Genomic DNA, 13,592 nt, shown 5'->3' with positions numbered 1-13,592 from the left:
ACCTCCGCCACGGATTGCAGCAGACAAAGCGGCCTGTAAAAAAGCCGTGTAGTGCCGACCTAAAATTGTCGATTATGGAAAAACAGCAAGTTACACGTCCACATGGTCGCGAATTGCGAAAGTCGGGCTAGATCAGAGGAAAAACAAAACGTTACATGGTTCCTGTAAGTCTTCACCTGAAATGATAAGAAAAAACGCCCTCTTTCAAAATAGTAGGGAAGGAGGGCGTTTTCATTTCAAACTCAACTGCTATCAGGAATTGGTCTCGTTTTTCAGTTCCCTGTGCCAGATATCCTCTTTATATTCATTGATCGTGCGGTCACTGGAGAAATATCCGCTTGAAGCGGTATTGAGAATACTCATTCGTGCCCAGGCTTGCTTGTCTCTGTAGATTTCGGCAACCCGTGCCTGTGCGTCGATGTAACTGCGAAAGTCCGCCGCTATCATCCATAGATCAGAATGACTGCGAATAGCGGCAATGATGGAATCGAAAATTCCGTCTTCAAAAAGGTTAAAATGTCCACTCTCAAGAAGGCTCATTACTCGAGTTAAATCATCATCTTCATCGATAGAATGATTAGGGTCGTATTCCGGTCGAATGGCTTCTACTTCGTCGGCGGTAAGGCCAAACAGGAAAAAATTTTCTTCCCCAACCGCTTCGCGAATTTCGATGTTGGCGCCATCCAACGTTCCGATGGTGACTGCACCGTTCATCATGAACTTCATGTTGCCGGTTCCGGAAGCCTCCTTACCTGCTGTGGATATTTGCTCAGAGAGGTCGGTACCGGGCGCTATAATCTCCATGGCGGTGACGCTGTAGTCGGAAATAAAGGCGACTTTCAACCAATCGTTGAGCGCATGATCGCGGTTAATCACTTGGGCAACGTTATTAATCAGCTTGATGATGGTTTTAGCCAGTACATAACCAGGCGCCGCTTTCCCGCCAATCAGGACGCAGCGGGGCTCCATTCCTTCTGTGTCACCGCGACGAACCCGATCATAGAGATGGATAATATGCAGTACATTAAGTAACTGGCGCTTGTACTCATGTATCCGTTTTACCTGGACATCAAACATCATATCAATATCAAACCGGACGCCGCAATTTTTGAATACCAGATCTGTCAGCGCTTGTTTGTTCTGTTGTTTGATGGCGGTGAAGCGTTTTGCGAACTGCACATCATCCGCGAATGGCTTGAGCTGCTCAAACTGCCGGTAATCACTTATCCATTGATCACCTATGGCCTCGGTAATCAGTGACTTCAAACCTGGATTACAATGGGATAGCCAGCGCCTTGGAGTAACCCCGTTGGTTTTATTGTTAAATTTCTCGGGCCAGAGTTGGTAGAAATCAGCAAACAGGCCGCGCGCCAACAAATCGGTATGAAGAGAGGCTACACCATTCACTGAGTAACTACCAATAATCGCCATATAAGCCATGCGTATACGCGGATGATCACCTTCTTCGATGATCGACATACGTTGCTGGCGATAACAGTCACCAGGCCATCGCTGGGCAACCTGAGTTAAAAACCGAGCATTAATTTCATAGGTGATATCCATCAATCTTGGCAGCAGCTCACGAAACAACGCCACCGACCAGGCTTCCAAGGCCTCAGGCAATAAAGTGTGATTGGTATAGGCCATGGTCTTTGTCGTAATGTCCCAGGCATCATCCCAACATAACCCCTGCTCGTCCATCAGCAATCGCATTAATTCAGGAATTGCGACCGTGGGGTGAGTGTCATTGAGTTGAAAGCCGTTCTTGTCTGCAAAGTGAGTAAAATCGTTGCCGTTAGCGCGAACCCACTGACGAAGAACATCCTGCAAACTGGCACTGGCCAGAAAATATTGTTGCCGCAAGCGCAGTTCTTTCCCCTGCTCACTCACATCGTTGGGATAAAGCACCATGGTAATTTGTTCGGCCCGGATTTTTTCGGCAACAGCATCGGCATAACTGCCCGAGTTAAACTCATTCAGATCAAACTACGTCTGTAGCTTCAGCCTTCCATAAACGCAGGGTATTGACTGTCTTTCCACCATATCCCGGCACTGGCATGTCGTAGGGTACCGCAAGTACATCATGACTATCTACCCAGCGAACCCTGCGGTTGCCATTGTCATCATCATAGTGATCGCTTCTTCCGAAAAACTTTACACGGCAGATATTTTCCGGACTTTTAAATTCCCACGGATTCCCGTTGCGTAACCAAGGGTCTGGACACTCCACCTGAAAGCCATTTTCAATTTTCTGGCGAAACATTCCGTAATGATAGCGAATTCCGTAACCTGTAACAGGAAGATTCAAACTGGCGCAGCTGTCCAGAAAGCAGGCCGCTAAACGACCCAGACCACCATTACCAAGACCTGCATCCATCTCGGCACTTTCTACTTCCTCAAGTTCACAGGCATAGTGGTTTAACGCCTCACGCACTTGAGATTCCAAGTCGAGGTTGAGAACTGCGTTGTTTAAACTGCGTCCGATGAGAAACTCGAGTGAGAGATAACTAATTCTTTTAGGTTTTTCCTGATCATAACGCTCGCGGGTTTGGTGCCACTTTTCAACTAGCCTGTCGCGTACCGCCAGTGCCAATGCATGGTATAAGTAGTTGTGGGATTCGCCCACATCATCTCGACCCAGTGTGACTTCAAGATGTCGCTGTAAATCATTATTCAACGAATGATTTTGATGTTTAAAAGAAATTGCCTTAGTCATAATTTTCGTTCTTTCAATGTAGTGTAAATGCTGACGATTCGTCAGTGACCAATATTTGCACGGAATCCACAGCCGGCGTTATCATTTCCCTGGATTAATTCTTTTAATTTCATGGTGATAGCTGGTGCGTGTGCTGAATTTGATAATAAATGAGTCTGTTGATTTACTAGGGTTTTCGTTCAAGGTCAGGTAAGCGAAGCCTCCGAGGCATGCTTAAAAAATAACCACAGGCATATAGTTGATATTCGGATGATTATTTTATCAGCATAACAAGGTAAGCGCTAGACTCTGAGAGATTGGGCGAAAAGACAGTAAATCCACGGGCTCATAAATGTCATGCCGTTCAAAAGGGTATGCTCTATACAGTTATAACCGAGTTTTCTTCTCCATATTGATTGGTAACGTAATTATCTGCCTTCTCGTCATTAACCCAGGTAGTTCCATCCAGAACATATCGGAATTGATAAGCATTTCCGGACTGTAGGGAGAGGGTTACTGAGAAACTGCCATTTTTAGTTTTTTCATGAGATTTTCTTTGCGTGACCAGCCATTGAAATCTCCAACGACTATCGCACGTTGAGCACTATCGGGATTATTGCATTTGAGCGTAACTCGACAAATTTTTCCTGATTTTGAGTAATTTTATATGCGCATAGTTTCAATCCAAAATGGAACTATTCAGCCTGTATATAAAGAACTCACATATTTTTTTGCCACATCACTCCACGAGAATCGTTCCTTGGCTGCTTGCGTAGAGATCTGTTGCCATTGCTCGATACGAGTGTCATGTAGCTCTACGCTTGTCTTGAAACATTCCAGCATACTCCCGGCTTGGTCCGATAAACTATTCCCTGTAAAGACAAACCCATTCTCATTGTCTTTAACTGTATCGCACAAGCCGCCAACGCCATGAACAAGGCATGGCTGGCCGGCTCTCATTGCCAGCATCTGACTAATGCCACAAGGCTCAAAGGAACTGGGCATCAGGAATAAATCACCACTTTCATAAAATAAATCTGCCAAGGATGCAGAATATCCATTGAGAAAGATAAAATTTGGTTTACCGGCGGCTACTTTTGTAAGGAAAGTTTCCAGCTCGCTATCACCACTGCCCAGCATCAGAAAAATGCCATCATCGCCAAGAATATCGAGTAAGTGTTCCAGCGCAGACTGACCATTAGTCATTTCCTGTTTAAGTATACGTACTTTTTGGTCAGTGACCCGACCGACTGATGTTAACACAAAAAACGCTTTATCAGATGGTGACCCCAGCCACCTGTTCAGGTTGTGCAATGCAATGAGATGAGCACTTCTAACAGTTACCGTGGCCGCAATCCAATGCAATAATTCTTTCTCCGACTGCACGAGTAACTCAGCAAGAGGAACCTGAGTATATCGCCTGCTGGGGTATTCGCATCCATTGAGGATCCCATGTAAGCGACCATTATCTGCAGCCAGTTTTAAGTCCTTTTCAAGGCCTTCACCACCAAAATATCCTTGATCCATATTGCTGGGGAGCAAAATTTCCTGTGCATAGGTAGGAGATACGGTGTGTACCTTGTCACAAAGGTTGATGCCGGTTCGCATCAAATTAACACAGTGGACTACTCTTGGATCGTGAATTGGTTCATGGTCATATCTGAGCTGTGGAAACCAGGATTGCAAGGAAGATTCATCCCCTTCCAAGGGGCGTATTCCCTGCAGGGCCAGGTTATGTACGGTGAAAACCGAGCGGATATTCTGCAACGTATGATATTGCGGTTCATACGCCAGCAACAGCGCGACGATCGCTGCATGCCAATCATGCAAATGCAGCACATCAAGTGTGCCGAAGTGATCATTTGCTATCGCCTGACAAACAGCCGAACAAAACAAGGCAAATTTGGTGGCATCGGTAGCGTAAGGCCTGTTTGAGGGATCATTACAATAGATGCTGCCGATGCCACCAACAGAAAACAGCGGATGCTCTATCACCCAGATCCGTACATTTTCATGAGTATTTTTTGCTGGTACCCTAAAAAGGTTGATGGTCTCTGTTTTACTTGCGAACGGCACCTGGACTGATCCCTGAAGGGTAGCACCAGGTAACTGGGAAAAAAGACCATACCCCGGTGTGATCACTTGGACTTGATGACCTTGATCTCCAAGGGCAGGGGGGATATCTCTTATTACGTCACCAATACCACCAACCTTACCGCCGGGTAGTGCGTCATTTTCAGATGCAACCATTAAAATATTCATAATTTAAAGGGTTTCCACGTTAGGTTATGACGTCTGGAGCCACACGTCCGGTCGACTGCTTAATAGCAGCTATCTGTTCAGCTGCTTCTATCAGAGCAGCCAGAGCCTCTTGAGGCTCCTGGTTTAATACAGCATCTTTATAACAATCGAGGTAGACCCGTAATGTTGCACCCTCAGTACCGGTACCTGATAAACGGAATACGATTCTCCCCCCATTACTGAAAAAAATCCGTATCCCTTGTGTTGTTGATTCACTATGATCTACCGGATCATGGTAGGCAAAATCATCAGCAGCTTCAACGTGAAGCCCACCAAACTCCCGCCCCGACAGTTGATCAAGAGTAGAGCGAAGATGGTCAATCATCTGTCGAGCTTTATCACTATCCACACCTTCATAATCGTGCCTTGTGAAATAGTCACGACCATACTGCTTCCAGTGTTCGCTGACTATCGAAGCAACGGGCAATTGCTTTGCTGCAATCAGGTTTATCCAGAATAATACTGCCCATAGACCATCTTTCTCTCGTACATGGTTTGAACCGGTGCCAAAGCTTTCTTCGCCACAAAGGGTAATTTTTCCGGCATCGAGCAGGTTACCAAAAAACTTCCAGCCGGTAGGTGTCTCATAACATTCAACACCCAATGCCGCCGCAACACGATCGGCTGCTCTGCTGGTTGGCATGGAACGAGCGATTCCGACAATGCCTTGTCTGTAACCGGGAATCATTTGTGCGTTGGCGGCTAAAATTGCCAGGCTATCACAGGGATTGATATAACAATCCTTACCCAACACCATATTTCGGTCACCGTCTCCATCGGAAGCCGCACCAAAATCCAGTGCATCGGGACCCGATAAGCGGGATACAAGCTCTTGCGCATGAACCTGATTTGGATCAGGGTGGCCACCGCCAAAATCCGTTAGCGGGACCGCGTTGATGACCGTCTCCTTGGGTGCTCCCAGTCGGTTTTCCAGAATTTCTTTGGCATAAGGTCCCGTGACTGCATGCATGGCATCAAAGCACATTCGGAACTCCCCTCCGGAAAACAAAGACGACATGGCCTGGAAATCAAATATCGATTCCATCAAGTCGGCATAGTCAACTACCGGATCAATAATTTCAATGTGGGCTTCACCTATTTGATGGTTACCCAGTACGTCCAGATCTATATCTTCTGACTCAATCGAAAAATATTCTTCAATCTTTTGCGTTTGCTGATAAATCTCATCGGTAACTTTTTCCGGCGCCGGCCCGCCATTGGTTGCATTATATTTGATACCAAAGTCTTTAGTCGGTCCACCCGGGTTATGGCTTGCAGATAAAACAATGCCGCCAAAGGCCTTATATTTGCGAATGACACAACTTGCTGCAGGTGTTGACAGGATACCACCCCGCCCCACTAAGAGACGCGAGAATCCATTGGCTACGGCCATGCGTATGATGATTTGAATGGCCTCCCGATTATAAAAACGACCGTCGCCACCGATTACCAACGTATGGTCTGAACAGGGGCCGATGGTATTAAAAATCGCTTGCACAAAATTTTCCAGATAATGGGGTTGTTGAAACTCCGCAACTTTTTTGCGCAACCCGGATGTCCCAGGTTTTTGGCCGGAATATGGGTGGGATTGAATTTTCACTCGCTTCATTACTCTCTTCCCCCTTTAAAAGAAAATTTTAGATTCCTGAATCATTATAACGCCGTAGTTACTGTCATGGTTTGTTGAGGCTGACCTTATTGCCTTTTTAGGATTACCGTTGCCAACGGCGGCAATGTCAGCGATAGTGACTGTGAATACCCGTGCATTGGTACCTGATCCGTGGTTAGCCCTCCATCGTTGCCCACATTACTTCCCCAATACTTCTCGGAATCACTATTGAAGACCTCTTGATACTCACCTGGTTGAGGTACACCAATACGATACCCATGCCATGGAACCGGAGTAAAGTTTGAGACGATGACGAGGAATGCATCACTTGATTTTGCTTTGCGTATAAAAGACAGGACGCTGTTGTCAGTATCGCTGGCGTCAATCCATTCAAACCCACTTGCTTCAAAATCATTTTCATAAAGCGCTGGTTCATTTTTATACAGTCCATTCAAATCCTGAACCAAGCGTTGCAAACCCTTATGATTTGGTGCCTTGAGCGAATCCCATTCCAGGCTGGTGTCGAAGTTCCATTCCTGCCACTGACCAAATTCGCCCCCCATAAACAGGAGTTTTTTCCCAGGATGGGCCCACATAAAACCATAGTAAGCGCGTAAGTTAGCAAATTTCTGCCAATCATCCCCCGCCATTCTGGTGAGCAGCGTGCCTTTGCCATGCACCACTTCATCATGGGACAACGGTAAAATGAAGTTTTCGTTAAACGCATAGAGAAGACCAAAGGTCATATCATTTTGATGATATTTACGATGGATAGGATCTTTGCTCATATATCCGAGAGTATCGTGCATCCAGCCCATATTCCACTTGAGGCTAAACCCCAGGCCACCGGTATAGGTAGGTCTTGAGACCATTGGCCATGAGGTCGATTCCTCTGCCATGGTAAGCACTCCGGGATAAACCCCATGGACAACCTCGTTCATTTTACGCAGGAAACTGATTGCTTCCAGATTCTCCCGACCACCATACTTATTAGGAAGCCACTCTCCATCCTCACGGGAATAATCCAGATACAGCATCGAGGCCACCGCATCAACTCGCAAACCGTCAAAGTGGTATTTATCAATCCAAAATAAGGCGTTTGAGATAAGGAAGGACCGGACCTCATTACGTCCATAGTTAAAAATCTTAGTTCCCCAGTCCTGATGTTCTCCTTGCCTTGAATCTGTATGAGAATAGAGATCGGTACCATCAAAAAAGTTCAGCCCGGCTCCGTCTTTTGGAAAGTGAGCAGGGACCCAGTCAAGGATAACCCCTAACTTGTGCTGGTGGCACGTATCGATAAAATACATCAGGTCTTCCGGGCTGCCAAATCGGCTTGTGGGAGCATAAAATCCCAGCACCTGGTAGCCCCAGGAACCATCAAAAGGATACTCGGTGATGGGAAGCAGTTCGAGATGGGTGTATCCCATCTCCACCACATAGGGAATGAGTTCATCGGCTAATTCACGATATGTCAGGTAGCGGGAGCCCCATTTTTCGTCGGGCACTTTTCGCCAGGAACCGAGATGGACCTCATAAATGGAGAGCGGTCGATCAAGCGCCTGGAATTCTTCCCGCCTGCTAATCCAGTCTCCATCGGACCAGTGATAGCGGTTAAGATCTGCAACCACCGAGGCGGTTCTTGGACGCTGCTCCATAGCAAAGCCATAGGGATCGGCTTTCTCAAAATTTTCACCTGATTGGCTCACTATTCGGTATTTATACACTGCATACTCGGATAACTCCGGCACAAAAAGCGTCCATATCCCGCTGTCACTGGATGCGAGGGGGTGGCTCTCATCATTCCAGTCATTAAAATCGCCTATTAAAAATACCTGCCGTGCATTGGGGGCCCAGACACTGAAATAAACACCTTTTTTGCCGTCAATCTCAACCAGCTGAGCCCCCATTTTTTCATAGGTCCGCTCGTGGCTGCCTTCGCCCATAAGATAGGCATCAAAGTCAGTTAGCATTTTTTTATCACTCAAAACTTTCTCCCCTGCAGTTTCTTTATCTGGAGCAGAACTTCCATTATCAAGAGTTGCCTTGCCGTAATTAAAATTTTCATAACAGTGTAGCGATGTCAACGTTGTGGCAGATCTTACCGAAGCAGACAGGGGACTGATTTTTTTTCATGGTTTTTTATGAAAAGTAGATAGCGAAGACTTCGATCTGTCTCCCGAGTCAAAATTGCTAATAATTCAAGATAGCCTTATTACGTTTAAGTTCAGACTCTATCCTGCACAATAATGCCTTTTTGATACGCCTCGTGCAACGTGGTAAGCTCTTCTATCGTTTGTCGCATCTCTCTGCCTACATCTGTATCTTTGATACGAATACGCTGCTTCCTGTTTTCAAGAATCTCAGTAGTGCAGTCGATGTCGTGGGCAGCGGTGTTAGAGAGCAGATCATCCACCTTACGCTGGTGGGTCGCCAGCAGAAGCCCCCATGAATTAGAAACCAATGTATATCCGGCAATACCGGTCTTCTCCTGGTAGGCCTTGGCAAAGCCACCATCGATTACAAGCAATCGTCCTCTTCCTTTTTGGGGGAGTTCTTTTTCTTTTACAATTACGGGGACATGGCCGTTTATTATATGGCCTGTCTCTGGGTTGAGACCGAACCTTTCCAACATACGCTTAACCATCTGTTCGTCATCCCGAAAGGTGTAATATATATTACGAGGCTCCTTATGGGTGGCTTTGTCAGCAATGAAATATTGCTCAAAGGTTGTCATCTTATCCTTACCAAACAGGGGCGAACAGGGGCCGCACCACAGGTACCACATGGCGTCCTGGCCGGACTGCTTTTCAATGGAATCCTCAGAGCAAAAAAAGCCCTGCCTGGCAAGATTATCAAACGCTTCCATTAACTCACTTCCCTCGTATTCCTTATTCCCCAGGTGCAGAGATGTAAATGAGCCGTCACTATTCATGGGAATGCAGCCATGGTACAGCAAATTACCATCATAGATTTTATGGATACTCCCTTTGTTAAAGAGGAAACGAGTATGTTGCTGGAGTTTTTCGCTGTGCAAAAAAGCCACTTTCAACCTGTCCATCACATGCTGCTCTGCTGATGTCAATGTATAGGGTGATTCCGGTGCGACGGTTTGAAAAAGGGCATCCTTTAAAGGATGCATCTGATCATCTATCTTTACGGTTCCCTGCTCGAGGTCCAGATGATGGAGAAGCCGGCGATCTTCAAGACCATATTCCGGTCGACGAGCTATAATCTGTGCTTCCAGTTTGAATTGAATAACAGTGATGGCTTTATGCATCTGAGCCATCATTCTTCGCTCCCCTTCAGAATCGCTCGATGCATTGAACTTCTGCGGCAAAAAAAGGTCGCAGGAATCATCACCATAAATTTCGATTGCCAGGGAGGCAAGGGGTAGCAGGCTTATGGCATATCCGTCTATCAGGGTGTCCATATTGCCGTGACGAAGAGAGATCCTGATAACATTCGCAATACAGGCGTCGCAACCGCTGGCCGCCCCCATCCACAAAAGATCGTGATTACCCCATTGTATGTCGATGCTGTGATAGCTCATCAACCGATCCATAATGAGGTGCGCGCCCGGACCACGATCAAAAATATCCCCTACCACATGGAGATGATCGATGGCGAGACGCTGGATAGCCTCAGCTATCACTACGATGAAAGCTCTTCCGTGGCCGGATGCAACGGTTGTCCTGATAATGCTCTGATAATACTCGGCTTTGTCAGGCAAAGTTTCTTTTTCATAGAGGAGCTCTTCCACCAAACCTTCAAAACGTCCCTCAATCAATTGCCTGACCTTGAAACGGGGATATTTTGATGCAACAGCACGAAGCACCTGGATCATGCGATACAAGGTATTCTGGTACCATTGATCCTGTTCGTCGGCAGCCGGCAACATGGTTCCAAGCATTCGATCCGGATCATAAATAAGGGCACCAAGCTGTACTTGTTCCTTTGCAGAGAGCGTTTCTTGGAAAATCTCTTCTATTTTTCTTTTTATCGAACCGGATGCGTGGCTCACCAACTTACTAAAAGCTTCATATTCGCCGTGTATGTCGGAGATGAAATGTTCCGTACCCTTGGGTAGATTCAGTTGAGCTTCTAAATTGATTATAGCCTCAGCGACAGCTTCCTGGGAAGAGAACTCTTTGGCCAGATGCTTCAGATAACGCATATGCTCTGAATATGGCTTCATGGATCAGTTCCTCTTGAGTTGATTTTGGGCTTATCAAGGGCGTCCCAAACTATTTACAGAATCCCGCAGCCTACTCAGATCACAGTATTATCAGGAATAACGCCACTTTTGGGGACCACCACCAAGCCATCTCGGACCACCCAGTTGTCATTTTCCGAGTCGGGTCGATCGGGGAGTGAACGAATGTGAACATTGCGCCCTATACGGGCCTTCTTGTCGAGGATTGCACTCTCTATGACGGAGCCATCGCCAATCCCTATATCGGGACGGGACAGACATATATTTTCCGCACGTTGCTCATCGGTCTCATGAAAGTCTGAGCCCATCATAATAGTGTCACGCATGACCACCTTAGAGCCGATGACACTGCGTAACCCTACTACGGAATTGCTTATATCCGCACCGCCGATACGGCATCCCTTAGCCAGCAGGACCTTGGAGAGTTTCGCTCCCTGAAGCTCGGTGGGGGGTAAAAAACGCGCATTTGTATAGACGGGTTGATTGACCGCATTGAGATCAAATGATTGGCCACCGGCCAACTCCAGATTAACTTCATAAAAACGGCGTATAGTCCCTATATCCGCCCAATATCCATCAAAGACATGCCCCATTACCTTATGGCCCGACAGAGCTTTTGGAATTATATCACTACCGAAATCGTCGCCTGATGCAGACAACAGTTTTGAGAGAACTTCTGTTGAAAAGACATATATCCCCATGGACGCCATGAACGGTTTGTCGGAGTCAGGGGTACTTATTAAATCATCTAACAGCTCCGGGCCAGGCTTTTCGGAAAAACGAGTAATTTCACCATCAGAGTTCCTTTTGAGAATACCCAGGGCGGGTGCCTCTTGAGCACTCACCGGCTGCACCGCCAACGTAATATCAGCCTTGGATTCCACATGATACTCAACAAATTTTTTATAATTCATCCGGTAGAGATGATCGCCGGCAAGGATGATGACATATTTGGTGTCTGAATTTTTTATCTCGACCAGCTGTTGTCGAACAGCATCAGCCGTACCCTGATACCAGCCGGTGCTGCCGGGGGTCTGCTCTGCAGCCAAGATTTGCACCCAGCCGTCAGTGAACATATCACGGCGATAGGTTCTAAAAATATGTCGATGAAGAGAAACTGAGTTGAACTGCGTCAGGATAGCTATTTTATCGATACCGGAATGGAGGCAGTTACTTACGGGAATATCAATCAAACGGTATTTACCTGCCACCGGAACCGCTGGTTTTGAGCGTTTTTTTGTTAAAGGGTACAATCTGGTTCCACGCCCTCCCCCCATAATTAAACCAAGAACATCATTCATCATTGCAGACAATCCCCCCCCTACTTTGTTTTGACGGCTGTTTCTAACAGACGGAAAAATGTGTCTTACTGCCCCTTAATACCTTTACGTCCCGCATACCTTACTTTTTCTCCAAGTTCCTCTTCGATGCGCAACAATTGGTTATACTTGGCAACACGATCAGAACGACAGAGGGAGCCTGTTTTGATCTGTCCGGCAGCTGTCCCAACCGCCAAGTCTGCAATGGTTACGTCTTCCGTTTCTCCGCTTCTATGGGAAATGACAGCGGTATAGCCGGAATCTTTAGCCATTTGTATAGCTTCCAGGGTCTCGGTCAACGAACCGATCTGGTTGAACTTAATAAGAATAGAGTTGGCAACGCCGGTGTCTATACCTCGCTTAAATATTTTGGTATTGGTCACAAAGAGATCATCACCAACCAACTGAATACGGGATCCGATTTTCTGGGTCAAACTTGCCCAACCATCCCAGTCACTTTCATCAAGGCCATCTTCAATGGAAATAATAGGATACTTTTCACAGAGTTCAGCTAAATAATCGCCAAAACCTTCAGAATCAAAAGTCTTCCCTTCACCTTTCAGGTTGTAGATGTTGTTTGCGTAAAATTCGGATGCTGCACAGTCAAGAGCCAGGGTTATATCTTTATCCATCTGGTAGCCGGCTTTTTCAACCGCCTTGACAATAACAGACAACGCCTCTTCATTAGAAGCGAGATTGGGTGCAAAGCCACCTTCATCCCCCACTGCGGTGTTTAACCCTTTTTCGCTCAACACCTTTTTCAGGTTATGAAAAATTTCGGCACCCATCCTGAGAGCTTCTCGAAAGTTTTTCGCGCCTACCGGCTGGATCATGAATTCCTGGATATCAACATTATTGTCCGCATGCTCCCCACCGTTAATGATGTTCATCATCGGTACAGGCATTGAATACCTGCCGGGGGTGCCGTTGAGTTCTGAGATATGCTGATACAGAGGAATTTTTTTCTCCATGGCCAACGCTTTTGCATTAGCAAGGGAAACCGCGAGAATCGCGTTGGCACCAAGTTGCTCTTTGTTCTCGGTCCCGTCCAGTTCAATCATTATTGTATCTATGGCTTTCTGGTTATCACCATCTTTACCGATAAGAGCAGGGGCTATAGCATCATTTACTGCTGCAACAGCCTGTAGAACACCTTTTCCCAGATAACGGTTTTTGTCACCATCCCTCAGTTCAAGGGCTTCCCGGGAGCCGGTTGACGCTCCGGATGGGGCTACCGCCCTGCCACATGCACCCGATTCCAGGTACACATCCGCTTCTACGGTAGGGTTTCCCCTTGAGTCAATCACTTCACGGCCTACTATTTTGCTTATTTTTGCCATCACTTCCCCCCTTATTGGCTATTTATCCATCCCCGATATGATCAAACCAATTTTTTCGGATACAATTCACAGAAAAAATGCATCCCTGCAGATATCCCCCGGTGAACGACGA

General features: G+C 46.6%; 6 protein-coding genes and 1 pseudogene. All 7 read right to left on the bottom strand.

What is annotated here, in order from left to right; all coding sequences use genetic code 11:
• Positions 1-252: 252 nt before the first annotated feature.
• The 7 genes and pseudogenes from JWH17_RS19895 to eno all read right to left on the bottom strand — a co-directional run bounded on the left by JWH17_RS19895 (position 253) and on the right by eno (position 13,480).
• Positions 253-2,716: pseudogene (locus JWH17_RS19895) on the bottom strand (glycogen/starch/alpha-glucan phosphorylase).
• 678 nt (positions 2,717-3,394) lie between these two features.
• Positions 3,395-4,957 carry a glycogen synthase gene (locus tag JWH17_RS19890; protein WP_205224441.1) on the bottom strand — a complete coding sequence of 521 codons (1,563 nt, stop codon included), beginning with the start codon at positions 4,955-4,957 and terminating at the stop codon, positions 3,395-3,397.
• 19 nt (positions 4,958-4,976) lie between these two features.
• The gene (locus JWH17_RS19885) at positions 4,977-6,605 is read right to left on the bottom strand and encodes an alpha-D-glucose phosphate-specific phosphoglucomutase (protein WP_205224440.1); all 1,629 of its coding nucleotides are present in this window, start codon (positions 6,603-6,605) and stop codon (positions 4,977-4,979) included.
• An 86-nt stretch (positions 6,606-6,691) separates the two neighbouring features.
• Complete coding sequence (gene glgB, locus JWH17_RS19880; protein ID WP_205224442.1) at positions 6,692-8,578, bottom strand: 1,4-alpha-glucan branching protein GlgB; 1,887 nt, start codon at positions 8,576-8,578, stop codon at positions 6,692-6,694.
• A 254-nt stretch (positions 8,579-8,832) separates the two neighbouring features.
• Entirely contained in the window at positions 8,833-10,803 is a 1,971-nt protein-coding gene (locus JWH17_RS19875) for a fructose-1,6-bisphosphatase (protein ID WP_205224439.1), read from the bottom strand.
• Positions 10,804-10,877: 74 nt separating this feature from the next.
• Positions 10,878-12,125 (bottom strand): glucose-1-phosphate adenylyltransferase, encoded by a 1,248-nt coding sequence (locus JWH17_RS19870; RefSeq protein WP_205224438.1) that lies wholly within the window; start codon positions 12,123-12,125, stop codon positions 10,878-10,880.
• Between the two features lie 62 nt (positions 12,126-12,187).
• Positions 12,188-13,480, bottom strand: a complete 1,293-nt coding sequence (gene eno / locus JWH17_RS19865; RefSeq protein ID WP_205224437.1) for a phosphopyruvate hydratase — start codon at positions 13,478-13,480, stop codon at positions 12,188-12,190.
• Positions 13,481-13,592: the final 112 nt, after the last annotated feature.

It is taken from the genome of Desulfogranum marinum (genome assembly GCF_016918565.1).
Classification (GTDB): Bacteria; Desulfobacterota; Desulfobulbia; order Desulfobulbales; family Desulfobulbaceae; genus Desulfogranum; species Desulfogranum marinum.
Note: the sequence above shows the minus strand (reverse complement) of the source record. Positions and strands in the feature narration are given on the sequence as shown.